Origin of the sequence: Staphylococcus simulans (assembly GCF_003043455.1) — a bacterium.
Classification (GTDB): Bacteria; Bacillota; Bacilli; order Staphylococcales; family Staphylococcaceae; genus Staphylococcus; species Staphylococcus simulans_A.
The window spans coordinates 1-19,646 of sequence record NZ_PZGG01000047.1; the positions used below are offsets into that span (position 1 = coordinate 1).

A 19,646-nucleotide genomic window follows, 5' to 3' on the forward strand; every position below is an offset into this window, starting at 1 on the left:
ATATTAGGAAATTAGCAGCTCTACGAGCTGAAAATTTCTTGGACAAAATAAAAAAGGAACGATTTTCATTTTTATATGTGAAAATCGTCCTTTTTATTAGGTTCCAGAACAATTATGTCCCGGCCCCTTCTTTATTTTATAATTATTTATTGTTTCTAGAACGCATAATCTGACGTACGATTCGTGTGACCAAGCGCACAATTTGTCTCACTTGTCTTTGGTTAATTTTAGCCATAATCTACCTCCAATTTTTGGTAAGTATAACATGGTCCTAACACTAGACAAATTGATAACTATTTATTTTCGAAATAGTTGTGTTTTTTGAGGAACCTCTCTGCTACAACAGCTGGTTCTTGCTGTTTGCCGTCAGCTTGATAATTTAATTCTTGCATTGTTTTCGTAGAGACCTTGCCTTGAAGTTTTTCTAATGAATGTTTAATTTTAGGATTCTTTCTTAAGAAGTCGTTCGTCGCAAGCGGACTTGCGTCATAAGGCGGAAAGAATTTACGATCATCTTTTAATACTTTCAAGTTATAAGCTGAAATACGACCATCTGTAGTATACCCTAGAGCCACATCTAATTTATTATTTTTTAAAGCATCGTACACTAAACCAATTTGCATAGGTCGGATACTTTTAAATTTGAATCCATAGGCTTTAGTGAAAGCCGGATAACCATCGCCAGCACGTTTAATCCAAGTAGAATCTGTGCCTAAACGTAACTCGTCTTTATGTTTCTTTAAATCCGAAACTGTTTCAAGATGATATTTGTCAGCCACTTCTTGCGTCACCATAAATGCGAAAGTATTTTCAAAGCCATACGTATCAAAGAACGTTTGATCATATTGTTTCGTAAAGCCTTTTTGAACCACATCCATAGCCTTCTTGGTATCAGTAATCGGTTGTTGATTTAATGCCCCTACTAAATCAGTTCCTGTATAACGTGTAGAAGAAATTTGCGCATCTCCATTCATTAAGGCGTTATGTTGAATAGTAGCTGATCCTAAGTTGTTAATAATGGTCGGTTTTACTTTTCCTTTTGTATCATGTTCGATTTGTAGACGAATCATATGTGCCATAATTTGCGATTCACTTGTCGCAAGTGCAGTAATTTTAACATTTTTACCTGGACCGCCATCTAAACCAGGTAATCCACATCCCGTAAGTATCAGTAGACTTCCTAAAACTAGCCCTATTAAGTACTTAAACTTTTTCATTACAACCCCCACATTAATTTCTTTAATAATCATTTTGTTTTTACAATTAACTATCACACATTATAACACATACAATTTTTGTACCTGTCATATTATTTCTACCCATACTTCAGTCTCACCTCACACAAACGTTAGACTAACCCATATCCTGCATTCCCTCTTCTCACAACGTTCTTCATCACTTAATTGATCTAGACACACTCCCTCTTTTAAATTTAAAAGTTATAAATTGATAGTTGATTTTTATTGCATTTTATCTATATACTCATTACATAAAGAGAAAGAGGAGTTTAAAATTATGAAAGTTTATTGGGATTTAGGTTTAGAATTCTTAAGTCAGTTATTTACGGGTAAACTTCCGACCGTCTTTATTATCTTGGCTGTTGTTTCGATACTATTGAATTTTGTCATTGAATATATTTATGAACGCTTTGAGAAGCCAGAAAAAAATATGATCCACTCATTTTTGGCGCTCCTTATTGGAGAAGTAATTGGCTTCATTATTTTTATTTTTGCGTTTATCTCTGCGATAAAGTTTTTAGATTCAGTTACACTTTCAAAGTTAACTGATACGTCTGCGATAGCTTTAGGAGAAATAACACTCGTTAGTTATGTCGTTTTTAGTGCGTTATCTTTGCCCTCTTTATTAATTCAATTTGTTGAATCTAATATTGGAAAGCTCTTAAACATTGTGGGGCAGGTCATTATTGGCGGGTTAGTTTATTATGTGTTGTTTGAAACCTTGCCGATGCCTATAACTTTTGATCTTCTATATACAGTTGTCGCATTATTGATTGTGATGATCTTAAATATCGTTTTATGGTCGATTTCTATCAGTACACTGAAAGATGAAAAAGCGACAGATTAATTAATGGTCATTGTTTTGTATTATTGTTTATCTCATTCTTTTAGCTATGTTGTTTCATCTTTTCTCTTCTTTAATCGATACAGGTTCTATGTTAGGATTGTATCTTGTAAGTGTATAAGCAATTGTTGTCTTTTTTCGCAACCCTTTTTAAGTGGTTGCTTTTTCAATGACTTCGATATGATGCTTAATTATTTTCAATAAAAGAGAGAAAGGCAGAGAAAAATGAAAATAAAATACATACTGTTATTGACATTATCTACAGTACTGCTTGCAGGTTGTGATTATTCGAAGAGTGAAAACCGCAATGGTTTCTTCTTTAATACTTTCGCAAAACCGATGGACGATTTACTACATTGGCTCGGTCATAATTTAAATGACAACTATGGTCTCGCAATCATCGTTATTGTATTAGCCATTCGTTTAGTAATGTTGCCATTTATGTTAAGTCAAACTAAAAATGGTCAAATCATGCGTAAGGTTATGGATATTGCGAAACCTGAAATGAAGGAAGTACAAGAGAAAGTTAAACGTGCACGTACACAAGAAGAGAAAATGGAAGCACAACAAGAATTAATGGCTGTTTATAAAAAGTATGACATGAATCCAATGAAGAGTATGCTTGGCTGTCTGCCAATCTTAATTCAAATGCCTGTGCTCTTTGGTTTATATGTCTCATTAAAATGGCCATCACATGGCGGTATTACAGAACATCCACATTTCTTATGGTTCAAACTGACTGAACCAGATATTTGGATTACACTTATCGCCGGTGTTCTTTACTTCTTACAATCACTTGTCAGCATTGAAAATATGCCGAAAGAACAACGTCAAATGGGTTATATGATGATGATTGTTTCACCTATCTTCATCATTTATATTTCATTCACTTCAGCAGCGGCATTAGGTCTTTATTGGTCAGTCAGTGCCATCTTTATGATTGTTCAAATGTTCTTTGCGAACAGATACTACAGTAAAGTTGCGGATGCAGAAGTAGCACGTATTAAACGTGAACAAGAAAAGAAAGAAGATAAACCTAAAAACACGAAAGTGGTTTCTAAGAAGAATAAGAAAAAATAAACATAATAAATCAGCCCGGGAAGTTATTTCCTGGGCTATATTTATATAACAAAAAGAACGTTTCTATCCGCAGTAGAAACGTTCTTTTTGATAAGTTTAGAAGAATCTAAGCAAGACGATACCTATAAAGATACATATGATACCTAAAACCTTACGCACATTAATTCTATTTTTCTTCGCTCCTAATATACCAAAGTGATCAATAATGACACCCATTAACATCTGACCCAGCATTCCGACAATGGTCGTCAATGCAGCCCCTAAATGTGGCATTAAAACGATATTCGCTGTGACAAATACCACACCAAGTACACCGCCGATAAAGTGAATCGGCTTGATTTTACCTACTTCTGGTTCATAAGTTGACAACTTAAAAGAGCGATGCACAAAGGCTGTAATGATAATTAAACCGATAGCCCCCATCGCAAATGAAATGAGTGAGGCAAATAACGAACTATGTACTTGTTGACCAAGTTGGCTATTGATGGCAGTTTGAATCGGCGGCGCAAATCCAAAGACAAATCCTATAATTAGCCAAGGTAATACTCTATTAGCTTTCTCCTCTTTTGGTTGGTTTTTGACATAGTTCATTACTATTATGCCTATGAATAACAGTAATACACCAACTAGCTTTAAGAATGTGAAAGGTTCTGTTTTAGCACCTAACCAACCAAAAGTATCAATCATGACACCCATAATAATTTGGCCAGCAATCGTGATAATAACAGTCAGTGAAGCACCTAATCTTGGGAATAGCAGTAAATTCCCAGTTAAGAATAAAACGCCTAATAGTCCTCCGACGAACCAAGTATAATTAAAAGATTGTGCCGAGAAGAAACTTGGTGTGAAATGTCCAGGCGAGATAATCAAGTTCACAATTAATAAAAATAGAGCGCCGACTGAAAATGAAATCGCTGAAGAATAAAATGATGAATGTGTATAGCGTATAAGTTTTGTATTAATAGAGGTTTGTACAGGAACCACCATTCCTGCCACTAAACCGAGCAAAAATAAAAACAGCATGTGCGCCCTTCTTTCCTACAATGATTAAAACAGTATAGCATACCTAGAATCTATTAGAAATCTCTGTTTTAAATCTTCAAACCAGTTATTAAGTCAGCAATAAAAAAGCTGCCAATGCGGCAGCTCCCAATCTTTCTTCTTATTTACGTACTAATGCTAAAATACCTGCAACAAGAATTAAAATTCCTGATAAAACTCCGAATAAACCAATGAAAATAAAGTTAAGTACGCCGCCTATAACAAGTAAAACACCCATTAAGACACGCTTTTTATTAATAATACAACTAACGATAAGTGTCACAATACATACTAAAATAACTGCTACGCCTAAACCAAAAACACTTTCGCTACCAGTATTACCTACAGCATCATTAACCCCTGCTACCATAATTGCGAAAATACCACCAATAATCCCAAATACACTACCTAAAATACCTAAAATCATTTCTGCTACACGGCTTGTTTGTCTTGCAAATTTCGCTTCTTCCATATTTGTCCACCTTTTTAATTTTTTATAAAATAATAATACCTCTTACCTGTTCTGTTGTCATGGTTTAATTCATTACTTTTGTTATTTTTTAATTCTTATCAAGACAAGAAGAAACTCGTTTCTAAAACCTAAAAAACACTAGCCATAATAATCAAAGCTATTGCACAAATAATCGCCATTCCAGCAAAATAACGACTCTTTTTATAATCACCTTTTTTCTTACCTTTGCTTATAACTTTATAAACTTCAGACCCGCAAATCACTAACGCTGAAATTCCAAATACAATAAAACCTATCCCAAATACATAACCTAAAATATCTAAAACCATAACTTCTAACCTCCATAAACTTATTTACACTAAGGTTAACAAAGAAAAGAAGTGTCAAAACTAACAATATTGTTATACTCAAGGTTGCCTTATTCCAATTGCTTTATTGACAACGAGCCTCTAAACCCTTAATAATCACATACCAAAACACTTATTGTTTTTTATCTTTTTCAGGAAAAAACAAAGCTAAAACAAACACAACAAAACCAATTAGAAAACCTAAAACAATAAAACCATTTAAAGCATTATCATTAAAAATTTTAACTATACCGAAGTTCCCTAAATACTCCCAAATCCTATGATTTCCATAATTTAAGTTTGAAAAATTTAGAATTAAAGCAACTATAACCGTTAAAACAAATACATATAAACCTTCTTTAACAGCTTTAATAATTGTCTTTTTCATACAAACCACCTTTACTCATTTACTATTTTTAAATCAATTTATATGATACACTATCGATTAATTTTCTTAAAATCGTTTCCAAATCTCATTATTATGTTAATATCAAACTATGGAATGTAAAAACACAATTGGGTTGGTAGTCCCAATGCTAAATATAAATTTTTGTTAGTAACCTTCCTTCTCAGGTCGTCCATCATTTCATGAAAAAACAGAGGAGGGACAACATGAAACTTACAATTTTTCATATACTTTTTAACAAATTTTATCATAATGATTTTTACTTTACAGTTCAGTTTTCCATCGTTATAATCTAGTTAATTCCCGTAAGGGCTCACTTATACGTTCTGTCCGAACGTGTGCTGAGACCGCAATCGACCTTCATCGATTTTTTATTTTAAATTCAAAGAAACGGCTTGAGATATTCCGAGCAGTTACAAAAATTAATTTGTGTTGAATATTGCTACTACATTTTTAAAAGTGATGTAGATTTATAGCCCATAACTTTTTTGAATTTCATCGACGATACGTCGTCGAAGGAAAAATAAATAGACCGTACGAAAGAAAAAAGCCAATCCAATTTATTTGGGTTGGCTTTTTTAATGCCCTTATTTTTAATTTTAAGGGGCATTTTGAAGTTCCTTAAGATATTAGCTTTTGTATCCAAAATTCTTTGTTAGCTCTTAAAACTCAAATGAGAGCTAAATAAATATATCATGATTCCAAATTGCAGTAATTGAATAAGCTTTTTCTTCTTCCTCTGTTATTTTTTCATCTTCATTCGTGTGAATTAAATTACCTTGTTCTAAATCACTCACAATTTCTGTATCTTTTTCTTTGTTTCTTGTTAAATAATCTGATGACTTCACTGAGTATTTTGATGTCTCTTTGATTGCTGCTTGTATATCTGAATCGCCTTTTTTGTTTGGCTTGATCACTTTAATATTTGCTACAGGTTTATAGTTGACCTTAAGTGCTTTTTGTTATAACTTAACCCATTCTTCTTATGAAATATAATTATCTTTATTCTTAAAGTAACTGTTTTCAACACATAACAAAGCATGCATATGCTGATTATAACTGCATTATTTACGTAATAACGCTAATACACCCGCGGCTAAGATTAAAATACCTGCGATGATTCCATAGATACCAATTAAGAAAAAGTCTAGGACACCTGCGATAATAAGCAAGATACTCATCAAGACGCGTTTTCTCTTAATTAAACAGCTGATTACAAATGTCGCAATACTCATAAAGATAACGATAATACCTAACGTATAGATATCGCTACTCCCAGCATTTCCGACAGCTTCATTCGCACTTGCGACCATTAATGTAGAAATTCCACCAATAATCCCAAATATACTGCCGACAATACCTAATACAATTTCTGCGATACGGTTCCTAGGTTTTTCATATCTTAATTCTTCCATTTTTCAACTCACCTTTAAAACTAAAATTTATTTCTTTCTACTCTTCTAACATAGCTTTATTTGCTTCTTCTTGACGTTGAAGTTCTGCATCTAACTTTGCTTGTTCTTGTGCCTCACGTGCTGCTTGTTCTTCTTGACGTTGCATCTCTGCTTCATAGGCACGTTGATCTGCTTCTTCTTGTTTTTGTCTTTGTGCTTCTTCACGTGCATCTATTTCATCTTGGCGTCTCATTTCTGCTTCGAATTCTTTATCGATACGGTCTTGGTTCTTTTGCCATTCCGCATCTTCACGCTCAAGTTGCTTTTGATATTCTTTATCCCATTCTGCTTCTAATTCATCATAAAGTTTATCAATACGTGCTGCTAGGTCGTTGTATTCTTTATTTGTGACACCACGTGTGACGTGGTTCATTCTTTCTCCATCTGTTAATGCGTTATATTCATCTACTAACGCATTGTATTCTTCTGCTGTGTATGGATAATCCTCGCTATCGTCTTCAGCTTTTGTTTTATCTTTCTTCGTATCTGATTGGCTGTCAGCTTCATTATAACTGCCATCTTTAATCATTGCTTGATGAAGGTTCCATTTCGCTTTAACATTTGCAGTTTTAAAATACGTGTCCATTTCTAAGGTATAGACTTTGGCTTCTGGAACATCAAATGTTAAAGTGCCTGTCGCAGTTTTACCTTGGTTTAATTGATGAGAGAAAATACCGTCTGTACCATCTCCGCCAATCCAATCTGGATAAGTTTCTCCTCTGACGTTCATTGTAAATGCGCTAGAATCTACAAGTACTTGATCGCTGTTATTTTTTTTAAATTTCAATGTTACTTTTAATACTTTACCGTTATTTGGTGCTTCATAATCTTCAAAATCATTTACATATTCAGCTTTAACTACACGAATATCTACACCGTCAGCGTCAACGATTTGTCCAACCCTGAATGTTTTCATTTCTTCTGTTGCTTTACCTCTTGCCTCTGTACCTTCTGTCTTTTCTTCAGACTTTGCGCCACTGCAGGCAGCTAATAAAAATAATACACTAATCATCAAAAACCAAAGTCTTTTCATCTATCTCTCTCCGCCCTGTATTTAGTTGTAAAACGACGACTTTTCAATGCATTTACCATCAAATTGTCTTTATAGCAATATTTTATAATACTTTTAAGTAAAAGCAATCTTTTTCCGAATATTTATGAAGATTTGATGAATATTTTTTTATTCCTACTTTAGAATAGCGGTAATTCTAATTAAATCTATGTATAAATATTAAAAAAGCCGCCATAGGCAGCTTTTTCAATTATTGCGAATCATCTTGAGATTGATTATTTGTATTTTGTTGCTTCTGTGCTTCTGCTTCGCGTGCAGCTTGTTCGTTTTGACGTTTTACTTGAGCTTCATAAGCACGTTGTTCAGCTTCTTCTTGTTTACGGCGTTGTGCTTCTTCACGCGCATTGACTTCATCTTGGCGTTTCATCTCTGCTTCAAACTCTTTATTAATACGGTCTTGATTTTTTTGCCATTCAGCCTCTTCTTCTTTTACTGCTTTTTGATAGGCTGCATCAAGTTCTTCTCCATAATCTTCTAGAAGTTTGTCTACACGATCAGCTAAATCGTTGTATTCTTTGTTCGTTACCCCACGTGTAACATGATTCATGCGTTCACCTTTTGTGAAAGCATTGTATAAATCAACTAACGCATTATACTCATCTGCAGAATAAGGATAGTCTTTTTCTTTAGATGACTTTTTAGGACTCTTCTCTTTTTTATCAGATGTTGCTGCTTTATTTGTATCGTCTTGGCTCTCACCTTTTTTAATCATTGCTTGGTGGATGTTCCATTTACCTTTAACATTTTTCTTTTTAAACTGAGCATCCATTTCCAAGGTATAGACTTTAGCATCTGGTACATCGAATGTCACAGTTTCTACAGCCGTTTTTCCATGACTGAGTTGATGCGTGAAGCTTCCTTCTGAATGATTGCCGCCGACCCAATCTGGATATGTTTCTCCTCTAATCATCATCGCAAATGCGCTAGAATCTACAACAACTTTTGGTTTATTATTATTTTTAAATTTCAAGGTAACTTGTAATGCTTTTCCATTCTTTGGTGCATCAATATCACTATAGTTATTGATGTATTCTGCTTTGATAACTTGAACATCTACGCCATCGGCGTCTACAATCTGTCCAATTTTGAATGTCTGCATTTGATCAGTGGCTTTACCTTTTTTAATCGTTTCGTCTGATTGATCGTGTGATTTCAAACCGAAACAGCCCGCTAATAAAAATAATGCACTGATTACAATTAACCAAAGTTTATTCATTGATATCTCTCCGCTCTGTCTTAGTTGTAAGTCTCATAGATGTCTAATGGAGACATTTATTTTCTTATATAACACTATCTTATATTACTTTTAACCAAAATCAATCTATTTTTAAGTTTTTGTTAAGCTCATGTGAAATATTTTTTGTACCCACGTTAAAAAGGTTGAAAATATAGGTTTTTATCGTGATTAACTCTATTAATTTTTGTTGATTTTGAACAAAAAAGGGTTAACTTACACGGAATAGGTAATACAAATAAAAGTGAGTCATATATTCATACAAATAAATGAATATTTTTCTTTTTGTTATCACTAATAATGCACATTTAAAGATACCTTATGCATAACGTTAACTTCTCAGACAAATTTAAAGTTATAACTAAATAATTGTGCAAAATTTCATTGACGAAACCAATAGAAAGCGTTTACAATTAATGTGAAATCAATCACATAGAGGAGTTGTATTAGAATGCAAAACTTAAGAAATAGACATTTCCTAACATTATTAGATTTTTCACAGAAAGAGATGGAGTTCTTACTGAACTTATCAGAAGATTTAAAACGCGCGAAATACGCTGGTATTGAGCGACAAACACTTAAAGGAAAAAACATTGCATTAATTTTCGAAAAAGACTCAACTCGTACTCGTTGCGCATTTGAAGTTGCGGCAGCTGACCAAGGTGCAAGCACAACTTACCTTGGACCAACTGGTTCTCAAATGGGCAAAAAAGAAACAGCAGCAGATACAGCACGCGTTTTAGGCGGCATGTATGACGGCATCGAATATCGCGGATTCTCACAACGTACTGTTGAAACATTAGCAGAAGAATCAGGCGTGCCGGTATGGAACGGTTTAACTGACGAAGATCACCCAACACAAGTCTTAGCTGACTTCTTAACAGCTAAAGAAGTGTTGAAAAAACCTTATCACGAAATCAACTTCACTTACGTAGGTGACGGTCGCAACAACGTTGCGAATGCGTTGATGCAAGGTGCAGCCATCATGGGTATGCGTTTCAACCTTGTTTGCCCTAAAGAATTGAATCCTACAGATGAATTATTGAACCGTTGTAAAGAAATCGCTGAAGAAAACGGTGGCGAAATCTTAGTAACAGACGATATCGACAAAGGTGTTAAAGATTCAGACGTACTTTACACAGACGTTTGGGTATCTATGGGTGAACCAGACGAAGTTTGGGAAGAACGTATCAAATTATTGAAACCTTACCAAGTGAACCAAGAAATGATCGAAAAAACTGGTAACCCACATGTTATTTTCGAACACTGCTTACCTTCTTTCCACAATACTGACACAACAATCGGTAAACAAATCGAAGAAAAACACGGCTTAAAAGAAATGGAAGTTACAGATGAAGTCTTCGAAGGCAAACACTCTGTTGTATTCCAAGAAGCTGAAAACCGTATGCACACTATCAAAGCTGTGATGGTTGCGACTCTAGGAGATATTGGATAAGGAGGACATAAAGTATGGCTAAAATCGTAGTAGCATTAGGAGGAAATGCCTTAGGCAATTCCCCACAAGAACAATTAAAGCTAGTGGAAAACACATCAAAATCACTTGTAGCATTGATTCAAAAAGGCCACGAAGTAGTCATCAGTCACGGCAACGGTCCGCAAGTCGGCAGTATCAACCTAGGATTAAACTTTGCGGCAGAACATGATCAAGGTCCAGCCTTCCCATTCCCAGAATGTGGTGCAATGAGTCAGGCGTACATTGGTTATCAACTACAACAAAGTTTACAAAACGAACTACACAATTTAGATATTAAGAAACCTGTTGTGACTTTAGTCACACAAACAGTGGTTTCTAAAGAAGACCCAGCATTTGAAAATCCAACAAAACCAATTGGTAAATTCTATGACAAAGATTTAGCAGATACAATTGCTAAAGAACGTAAATACACATTCGTAGAAGATTCTGGTCGTGGCTACCGTCGCGTAGTCCCTTCACCACAACCAATTGAAATTGTGGAATTACCAAGTATTGAAGATTTAATCAATAACGGATCACTCGTTATTGCTGGCGGTGGCGGCGGTATCCCTGTTGTAAAAGATGACCGCGGCGACTTACATGGTGTAGATGCAGTAATCGACAAAGACAAATCAAGTGCGATTCTTGCAGCACACATCAAATCTGATAAGTTAATCATTTTAACTGCAGTCGATTATATCTTCATCAACTTCGGTAAAGAAAACGAAGAAAAATTAACTAAAGTCACTACTGCTGATATGGAAAAATATATTGAAGAAGGTCAATTTGCTAAAGGTAGTATGTTACCTAAAGTTGAAGCATCTCTTCAATTCATTGAAAAGAATCCAGAAGGCGAAGTACTCATTACTTCTCTAGAAAATCTAGACGCTGCATTAGAAGGCAAAGTGGGTACAGTGATTACAAAATAATTCGCTATTGATGGTAGGTAATGCTCAATAGATAGTGAATCATGACAGATATATTGATTATAAAAAGTGCCTGAACATGCTTGAACAATCTCACATTTGTTACAACTTGTTCAGGCCTTTTATAAATATTTTGTTACATAATTTATATTCAAGTCCTATCATACACAGAATTTTGAATGAGCGGATCTCGCTGATTCAAAAAAATTTTACGCAAAAATAAAGAGTATTCTTACACTTTAATCTTTGATAACTTTTTTAAGTCCTGCGTTGGATAGCTTTTGAATATAAATTTAACGGCTGAAGCATGTCAAAGTTTTTACGTATTAACGAATCAATAGTCCCTTTGACATTAGAAGCTGAAACTATAAACAAAGCGTATGGGCTGAATAAAATGTATCTTGTCTTTTTATCTGACATTCGAATATGATAACTGCATTTTTGAGATTCCCTTGCTTATAAGGAGATGATTATAATGGATCATGCAAATCAAATGGATGCTGCTAAAGAATCAACAGAGCCCCCTAAAAAGAAGAAAAAATTTAAACTTCGTATGCCTGGTGCCTTTGCCATTTTGTTCATTTTAACAATCGTTGCTGTTATTGCGACATGGCTGATTCCAGCGGGTGCGTATTCTAAATTATCTTATGAACCAGGGTCTGATCAATTAAAGATTGAAAACCCTCATAAAGAAATTAAGAAAGTACCGGGGACCCAAGAAGAATTAGATAAAATGGGCGTCAAAATCAACATAGAACAGTTTGAATCCGGCGCAATTAACAAACCTATTTCTATCCCAGATACTTACGAAAGATTAAAACAAAATCCAGCAGGACCTGACCAAATTACAAGCGCAATGGTTCACGGAACAATTGAAGCCGTTGATATTATGGTATTCATCTTTGTACTCGGCGGACTGATTGGCGTAGTAAGCGCCAGTGGTTCATTTGAATCTGGATTACTCGCGTTAACGAAAAAGACTAAAGGTCATGAGTTTATGCTCATCTTCATGGTTTCTATCCTGATGGTACTCGGAGGAACCTTGTGTGGTATTGAGGAAGAGGCCGTCGCCTTCTATCCAATACTGGTGCCAATATTCATAGCAATGGGTTATGACTCAATTGTCTGTGTAGGAGCCATATTCTTGGCCAGTTCCGTCGGAACAACCTTCTCAACAATTAACCCATTCTCAGTAGTTATCGCCTCTAACGCTGCAGGTATTGCCTTCACTGAAGGACTATACTGGCGTATTGCAGGTTGTATCATTGGTGCAATCTTCGTTATTGGTTACTTATATTGGTATACACAAAAAATCAAAAAGAATCCAAAGGCTTCTTACTCTTATGAAGACCGTGAGAAATTCAATGAACAATGGTCTGTTATGGGTAAAGATGCACATGCGGATCAATTCACTTGGCGTAAGAAAATCATTTTAATCTTGTTCGTTATCCCATTCCCACTTATGGTTTGGGGTGTAATGACTCAAGGTTGGTGGTTCCCAGTAATGGCCGCAATGTTCTTATCTGTAACGATTGTTATCATGTTCATTGCAGGTATGGGTAAACAAGGATTAGGAGAAAAAGGAACAGTTGATGCCTTTATTAATGGTGCTTCTAGTTTAGTAGGTGTATCATTAATCATCGGTTTAGCGCGTGGTATCAACTTAGTCATGAATGAAGGATTAATCTCAGATACAATCTTGAAATTCTCATCTGACATCGTGTCTCATGTGAGTGGTCCGATATTCATTATTATCTTATTGATTATCTTCTTCTTCCTAGGATTTATTGTTCCATCATCTTCAGGTCTAGCAGTACTGTCTATGCCGATTTTCGCACCGCTAGCAGATACTGTTGGTATTCCAAGATTTGTCATTGTAACTGCTTATCAATTCGGACAATACGCAATGTTATTCTTAGCACCTACAGGACTTGTAATGGCAACATTACAAATGCTTGATATGAGATACTCACACTGGTTCCGATTTGTATGGCCGGTTGTAGTATTCGTACTGGTATTCGGTGGTGCAATGTTAGTAACACAAGTATTAATCTACTCATAATTAAAACAAAATTAAATAGGTATTCTGAAGCAGAGATCTGAATAGGTCTCTGCTTTTACATTTATAATAGGAAGAAACTCATGATTTTTTAGCTAAACAGTAAAATTAGTGTACCTATCCAGTAAAAAAAGTGATAGTAAATGGATCGCTGACCAAGTAATATTTTATTACATTAACGAATAACAAATTTATGTATAAATAAAAGAGGCTCATCGCAAACAATTACGATAAGCCTCCACACTTATGAATGATAAAAAAATATTAGACAACTTTCCATTTAGTTCTAAATTAATCATAACTTTTAGACTGTTGCAGTAATTCTCTTTTTCTCATACTGCCTCAGCCTAACCCCACCAATAAGGTGTTTAACAAAATGGATATCAACTTTTTACGCATCCTATTTGTGACGATTTCTCTCTCTATGTTTCAAATAAAAATTCATGTCTTTTTCTCTCGAATTTTGTACTACAAATTTTCTATATCTCATTGTGATACGAACTTGTAAATGATAGTTGTATCCTTAAAAAGGAGTGAATTTCAAATACCGATGTTTGTCTAACTGGATTTCTAACCAGAAATAATATAACCGTTATGCGAAAGATTGCCTTTCGTTAGTTATTTTTTTACCAGCTACAAACCTAATCGGTCAGGTCAATTGAATTACTGTGTTGTTAAACCTTCATGAAGTTCGATCTCTATTTATGAACTCAGCAATTCAATCTTGCACAGTACGCGCACCTTTCACAGCTGCAAATACAAATTGGTCTTTGGCCTGTTTTTCTCTCAATCTGTATCAAAGTTGGATTCCTTTTTTGAGAGGTGTTTGTCTTGTGCATGGCTAAATATTAGCATCATGTTTTTTGATAGTCAAGAAAAATCTTAAAATTTTTATAGATTTTTTTACAATCATTACGGTTTCATACAATTTCTTGGTGGTTATCACTATCATAAAGTAAAAAATGTTATTTTTCTAAAACCGCACCACAATAGCGATTAAAGTAATTTATTAATATCAAGAAAATCTTGAATTTGTGTTTTTCGAGTTTTAGTGTTGGAAAAACCTTTGTGGTTTGCGATAATTTTTTTGCTATATATGAAGCAAAATATTATCTTGATTTTTTTAATAAAAGTTCTTTACTTCTTAGAAATAATCCTATATACTTTTTCTTGTCTTCAAGGCAAGCTAAAGATGCTGTCATTTTCTTTTTTTGTTTTGGAGCGCAACTTTTAAATTCACAACTTGATGTTCCGCCCTTTTGGGCGGTTTTTTTATTTCCGACAAAATAAAAAGGTCAGGTCACAAAGATAACTTTATGATCCGACCTCATCAGAATAGAATGTCTAGTCTCATGCTAGAAATGCTTATGTAGCTTCTTGGAAAGTCTACATGATAAAAGCTTAGCACTCCCCTAATTCTATTGTCAATCTAATATTTTAAATTTTAAATGAATGTATCCACGCTTTAATTTCTGATAAAAAAATACAACTTCTTATCGTTTACAATATATTCAATTAGTCAAAATAATGGTTAGCTTCTCATCGAATACATAAGCATCTTTAAAAGCATATTAAGAAGTTATTAAACAGCGTTTCAACATTCTAAGTTATGTATTTAAAGCTCTTTTTCATTGTTTGATATTCAGTATTATCAAACACTTTTATTATTTTATCGAAAAAGGCATTTACAAAAATTAAAAAGCACTTTATAATTCAACTATCTCATCACTTCGCTTTGAAGTGCATCACTTTTATATAATGCTATATTCCACTCACATTAATTCATAGCTATAATAACTATTCTCTCTTACGTTATTATCACACCTTTTTATTTTTGGGTCGCCAGACTCGATATTGTAACTTTATTTTTCAAGTAATACTCTAATCGATTCACAAACCATCAACAAAGTTTTGAATCACCCATTTATACATAACATGACTCAATCTTGTTTATATTCATCACAGTCATTTCCAAATCATATTAATTTTAGACATCAGAGAAAGGAAATTTAATATGCCATATTTCATTCAGCCCATACTTCCTGTATACGAATTTACAAGCATCACCATTCACTACTTAAATATTTATTCCCAGCTAACAGGTCCACACTTATTAATATTCTCTCCGTAGACTATAAATTGTTTTATTTTAAATTTATCTTACGTATTATTCATTTCAACGACATCAAGACAGGAGAATATTTTCATGACTCAATTTCATAAAGAACCGCACATGACCTACCCTATTTCAAACTTAGTTTCTGAAATCAAAGAAAGTAACATGGATATTGATTCAAAGAAAGAGTTGATTTCTTTAACCCAACATCTTCATCATGAATATCCGCTCAACGTAGTAAAAATATTACGTGATAATTATATACCTATCTCGAATTTAACCACAGACGCTTATCGACAAGGTTATCGCCTTAAAATGGGACAACTGGATATTAACTTTCCTAAACGTCTGTTCACCGAATTTGAACCTTCTGTCGTTTTAAGTTACGCATTGCCTGAAGCAGCAATGTGTATTTCACTGTTAGAAAATCATATCAATGGTTTAACGCAAGGCTCTGTTCATAATGCACTTTATTATTTTTGGGGACATTCTATCACTGAATCCCACATCTCTCAGTTAAAAGATGTATTGCGTTTTAAAACAGAGACATGGCGCAAACGTTTGCTTGATCGTACTCACTATTACTTCATTCATGCGCATGCCCTTCAATTCCCTGTATTTGACGGTGCACATATTGATTTTGCGAAGCTCTATACAATTACTGGCATCAATGAATACGGATATAGAGACATTTTAACTTTGACTGTTTCTTTTGAAGAGGAAAATGTGGTCTGGACACAACTTTTCAATGATTTGAAAAGTCGTGGGATGAATCCACCTTTAATGATTTCAGCTGATTTTTCACCTGGTTTAATGAAAATATGTTCAGAACATTTTACAACGATGAAATATCAAGTATGTTCTAGATCTATGAGAAATGCGCTGAATGATGCTTTTGAACGTGTCTTAAATACTGACGACTATTCTGAACCGCCAGAAGATGTTGCGAAACAAGCACGTCAACTAGTTACGGCACTTTTCGAGCCTAATACTGAATATCAAGTCAATGTCGAAATCAAAAAAGAATTAGAAAAGTTAACAAAAGACTATCCAAGTTTTGAGAAAGGATTAATGTTGTTGAATCAGTACTTCGAAAGTTGCTTTACATATCTGACAATACCTGTCGCACCTAACTACAACTATATACTGACAAGTAATAGTGCAGAACGTATCAATAAAGAAGCTAAGAAAATGAGTGAATGTCCTTATGTATATGCGAGTCCAGAATCTGCAGAACTGGCGATTTCTTGTTTTATGAAACATCTCGAGTTCAACAACTTCTTTAAGCGCATTAAGCTTAAAAACAGAGAACTCTATTAAATAATTAAAGGACTGCCAACAAGCAGCCCTCATATGCTATAACTCTGTATACTTTTTATTTGAATCTTTAGCTTTCTCAACTGGATACTTAATCGCGTTTTTCTTTAACTTTTCACGGATAATGTCATCAATATTCATCTCTAAGTTATCCGCAATCATATAACTATATATCAACACATCTGCTAATTCTTCAGCGATACGTTCACGCTTGGTTTCGTTAACTTCTTCAGGTTGTTTCCACTGATACAGTTCTAAAAGTTCAGATGCTTCAAGTGATAAAGAAATTGCGAGATCCTTTTCATTATGATAAGGTCTCCAGTTTCTCGCATTACGAAAATCATTAATTTCTTGGATGAGTTTTTCTGTGTTATTCATGGTTTATACCTCCATTAGCGGCACGTTTAAGTTCATTTTGTAAGGCTTCGTCTACTGCGTAAATATATAAGCCGTTGACACCGCGTGTTAATAAGACGTTTAATTCATTCTTAAGCAATTCTTCTGTGAATTTAGCTTTAGTATTATCTGAGAGTGTTCTATTTCGAGTTGCCTTTTGATTATAACTCTCTGAACCGTCAAAAATAATTTTACCATCTCTAAATTTCACAGAGGGACCAATAATCACACCTGCGTAATTCAAATCAAATCCCTGTACGGTAAATGTTGAACCTACTTCATCGATAGTTTGACTTTGTTCAGGCCAAGACAATGATTTTTCTCGTTTATTAACTTTAAGTTGGCTGTTCCAAGGCATGCTCCATTCACCAATACGTACACGCCAATAATCCGCATCTTCAGGTGCTTTACTATTATACTTCCAGTCATATGTTGCGAGTAAACGTGAAATACCAGAAGAGTCTTGAGATTGAGCTTTATTGCGTATTGCTTGTTCTAGCTGCTTAGGTTGATCAAATATTTTAATGTCATACTTTTTTGCAGCAATAGTTTAATTATTTAAAGCGTTGCTTATATTGATTAAAACTCACAATTTTAATATTATAGTAAGTGGTAGTATATAGTATTTGACCAAACATATAATTATTGAATATAGGTGAGAATATGACAAAAGAATGGCATGACAATTTTTTAAAGTATATGGATTTTATTGTAAATCATAAAAATTATGAAGGCTTACCCATTAGAAAAAATAAAAATGGCAAGTGGGGATGGCTAGCAGGAAAAAAGACTGAAATAGGTAAAGAACGATTAAAATGGGCTTATAAACTTGCAGAAAAGAAAAATATAAATATAGAAGCTGGTTCACTAGCTAAAATCATGCTTGATATACACCCTACTAAAAGGAAAGTATGTCAAATTTGCGGCGAAAGTATGTCGTTATATTATGTTTATCCAAACAAAAACTTTATTAATAAGCTGGTTAAAAATTTTAATTATGTTCCAGATACTTTCGATACTATATATGATGTTATTGATAAAATAAAAAAATACGGTTTTAGTGATGAATGTATAAAAAAATTTCTAAAATCAAGCTTTTCACTCGATGATTCATCAAAAGAGCAAAACTTCGATGAAATAATTACTGAATGCGAAAAAGTATGTAGATTGGGAAATAAAAATTCATTAGGTCCAGGTAGCATGTCAAACTTTCCGGATAGGTTTGATGGTTTCCACAGCTACAATCGATGCTGCCGTCAGAAAGAAGATAAGGGTAGAAGTGCAGAAAATATGAGAACTTATAACAAAGATCGAAGAGCTTATGAAAATTGGAGTGATGGCAATATTCATGCTGCAAATAAATTTATGAACTCTTTAAAGTTCAAAAATCTTTCAGCTGATCATATTGGACCAATTTCATTAGGTTTTAAGCATGATCCTGTATTTTTACAACCCATGACCAGAAGCCAAAATTCTGCGAAACGTGATAGACTACAGTTAGAAGATATTAATAAATTAATTGAAATAGAAGAAAAAACTAATTCTACTGCAATTTCATGGTTTGCTTTCGATATTTGGGAATTTATAAAAGAGCTATATTCAAAAGGACAGTTAGATACAGAAAGAGCTCAAAAGCAATTAAAAATAAATATGGCTCTATATATGGAGTTGCTTGAATCAATTTATAAAGATGATAGCATTAACGGAAAGGAATTTTTAGAAGAAAATCTAATCAAGCCAAAAAAAAATTATTTTGACTACGACTATACTTTTGATGAAAACGGAAATATTTTAAGCACTCTAGAAAGGAAGTATACAGATGCTACTAAAAAAGAATATAATCGTTTTGTAACAATTTCATTTAATTCTATAATAGATTTTAGAAACAAGAAGAACAGGAATATTAAAATTTCCATTCCAGAAAATTTAAAGTTAAAAATAGGAAAAATCAAGGAAAAAATCAAGGTAAATAATGATAAATCATTTGATTGCTTTATTAAAATTCAGAAAGAAATTCAACATTATATTTTACAAACATATTAGGTTATCTACAAGAAAACTACGATGGAAATTGTTTTTACCTTTCTTAAAAAAAGATATATGCATTTAATTAGATTCTTTATTTTTAAAATAATTTTTATTTCTTGAAATATTATATATATATATATCT

The 19,646-nt window shown here is 33.7% G+C and carries 17 protein-coding genes and 1 pseudogene; 7 read left to right on the forward strand and 11 right to left on the reverse strand.

Annotation, left to right across the window (positions count from 1 at the left end; all coding sequences use genetic code 11):
• Positions 1-293: 293 nt before the first annotated feature.
• The gene (locus BU038_RS08900) at positions 294-1,217 is read right to left on the reverse strand and encodes an osmoprotectant ABC transporter substrate-binding protein (protein ID WP_107605728.1); all 924 of its coding nucleotides are present in this window, start codon (positions 1,215-1,217) and stop codon (positions 294-296) included.
• Between the two features lie 298 nt (positions 1,218-1,515).
• Here BU038_RS08900 and BU038_RS08905 point away from each other — a divergent pair, with 298 nt between their 5' ends.
• Together BU038_RS08905 and yidC are read left to right on the forward strand one after the other, a co-directional pair.
• The gene (locus BU038_RS08905) at positions 1,516-2,085 is read left to right on the forward strand and encodes a hypothetical protein (RefSeq protein WP_107605729.1); all 570 of its coding nucleotides are present in this window, start codon (positions 1,516-1,518) and stop codon (positions 2,083-2,085) included.
• Between the two features lie 222 nt (positions 2,086-2,307).
• Positions 2,308-3,162, forward strand: a complete 855-nt coding sequence (yidC, locus tag BU038_RS08910) for a membrane protein insertase YidC (protein WP_107605730.1) — start codon at positions 2,308-2,310, stop codon at positions 3,160-3,162.
• 96 nt (positions 3,163-3,258) lie between these two features.
• On the opposite strand, the gene BU038_RS08915 is transcribed toward yidC, so the two are convergent.
• From BU038_RS08915 to BU038_RS08950, 8 genes and pseudogenes are all read right to left on the reverse strand, one after another.
• Positions 3,259-4,185, reverse strand: coding sequence for a DMT family transporter (locus BU038_RS08915; RefSeq protein ID WP_107605731.1), 927 nt, complete (start codon positions 4,183-4,185; stop codon positions 3,259-3,261).
• A gap of 139 nt (positions 4,186-4,324) precedes the next feature.
• The gene (locus BU038_RS08920; protein WP_107605732.1) at positions 4,325-4,675 is read right to left on the reverse strand and encodes a DUF4064 domain-containing protein; all 351 of its coding nucleotides are present in this window, start codon (positions 4,673-4,675) and stop codon (positions 4,325-4,327) included.
• Between the two features lie 128 nt (positions 4,676-4,803).
• Positions 4,804-5,004: a hypothetical protein gene (locus BU038_RS08925; RefSeq protein ID WP_107605733.1), complete on the reverse strand. Its 201-nt coding sequence runs from the start codon at positions 5,002-5,004 to the stop codon at positions 4,804-4,806.
• Between the two features lie 151 nt (positions 5,005-5,155).
• Complete coding sequence (locus tag BU038_RS08930; protein ID WP_107605734.1) at positions 5,156-5,410, reverse strand: hypothetical protein; 255 nt, start codon at positions 5,408-5,410, stop codon at positions 5,156-5,158.
• Between the two features lie 698 nt (positions 5,411-6,108).
• Positions 6,109-6,489 (reverse strand): annotated as a pseudogene (locus BU038_RS08935) (protein rep); the annotation flags it as partial.
• 3 nt (positions 6,490-6,492) lie between these two features.
• On the reverse strand, positions 6,493-6,843 hold the full coding sequence (locus tag BU038_RS08940; RefSeq protein ID WP_107605735.1) for a DUF4064 domain-containing protein: 351 nt from the start codon (positions 6,841-6,843) through the stop codon (positions 6,493-6,495).
• Positions 6,844-6,880: 37 nt separating this feature from the next.
• Positions 6,881-7,915, reverse strand: coding sequence for a DUF4352 domain-containing protein (locus tag BU038_RS08945; protein ID WP_107605736.1), 1,035 nt, complete (start codon positions 7,913-7,915; stop codon positions 6,881-6,883).
• 229 nt (positions 7,916-8,144) lie between these two features.
• Positions 8,145-9,170, reverse strand: coding sequence for an RNA-binding protein (locus BU038_RS08950; RefSeq protein ID WP_107605737.1), 1,026 nt, complete (start codon positions 9,168-9,170; stop codon positions 8,145-8,147).
• A gap of 469 nt (positions 9,171-9,639) precedes the next feature.
• Between BU038_RS08950 and argF the strand changes: the two genes are divergently transcribed.
• The 4 genes from argF (at position 9,640) to BU038_RS08970 (ending at position 17,083) form a co-directional block, all read left to right on the forward strand.
• The gene (argF, locus tag BU038_RS08955) at positions 9,640-10,644 is read left to right on the forward strand and encodes an ornithine carbamoyltransferase (protein WP_107605738.1); all 1,005 of its coding nucleotides are present in this window, start codon (positions 9,640-9,642) and stop codon (positions 10,642-10,644) included.
• Between the two features lie 14 nt (positions 10,645-10,658).
• Positions 10,659-11,591 carry a carbamate kinase gene (gene arcC / locus BU038_RS08960; protein WP_002480072.1) on the forward strand — a complete coding sequence of 311 codons (933 nt, stop codon included), beginning with the start codon at positions 10,659-10,661 and terminating at the stop codon, positions 11,589-11,591.
• 472 nt (positions 11,592-12,063) lie between these two features.
• On the forward strand, positions 12,064-13,650 hold the full coding sequence (locus tag BU038_RS08965) for a YfcC family protein (RefSeq protein WP_241963166.1): 1,587 nt from the start codon (positions 12,064-12,066) through the stop codon (positions 13,648-13,650).
• A gap of 2,203 nt (positions 13,651-15,853) precedes the next feature.
• A complete protein-coding gene (locus BU038_RS08970) occupies positions 15,854-17,083 on the forward strand; it encodes a transposase (protein WP_107605739.1) in 1,230 nt (409 codons plus the stop codon).
• Between the two features lie 36 nt (positions 17,084-17,119).
• Here the strand turns inward: BU038_RS08970 and BU038_RS08975 are convergent, their stop codons facing one another.
• Both BU038_RS08975 and BU038_RS08980 read right to left on the reverse strand, forming a co-directional pair.
• Positions 17,120-17,458 carry a nucleotide pyrophosphohydrolase gene (locus tag BU038_RS08975; RefSeq protein ID WP_107605740.1) on the reverse strand — a complete coding sequence of 113 codons (339 nt, stop codon included), beginning with the start codon at positions 17,456-17,458 and terminating at the stop codon, positions 17,120-17,122.
• Positions 17,451-18,023, reverse strand: a complete 573-nt coding sequence (locus tag BU038_RS08980) for a DNA/RNA helicase domain-containing protein (protein WP_342634138.1) — start codon at positions 18,021-18,023, stop codon at positions 17,451-17,453. Before BU038_RS08980 ends, BU038_RS08975 begins: the two co-directional genes overlap by 8 nt.
• Positions 18,024-18,139: 116 nt before the next feature.
• Between BU038_RS08980 and BU038_RS08985 the strand changes: the two genes are divergently transcribed.
• A complete protein-coding gene (locus BU038_RS08985; RefSeq protein ID WP_107605741.1) occupies positions 18,140-19,519 on the forward strand; it encodes an Alw26I/Eco31I/Esp3I family type II restriction endonuclease in 1,380 nt (459 codons plus the stop codon).
• Positions 19,520-19,646 lie beyond the last annotated feature (127 nt).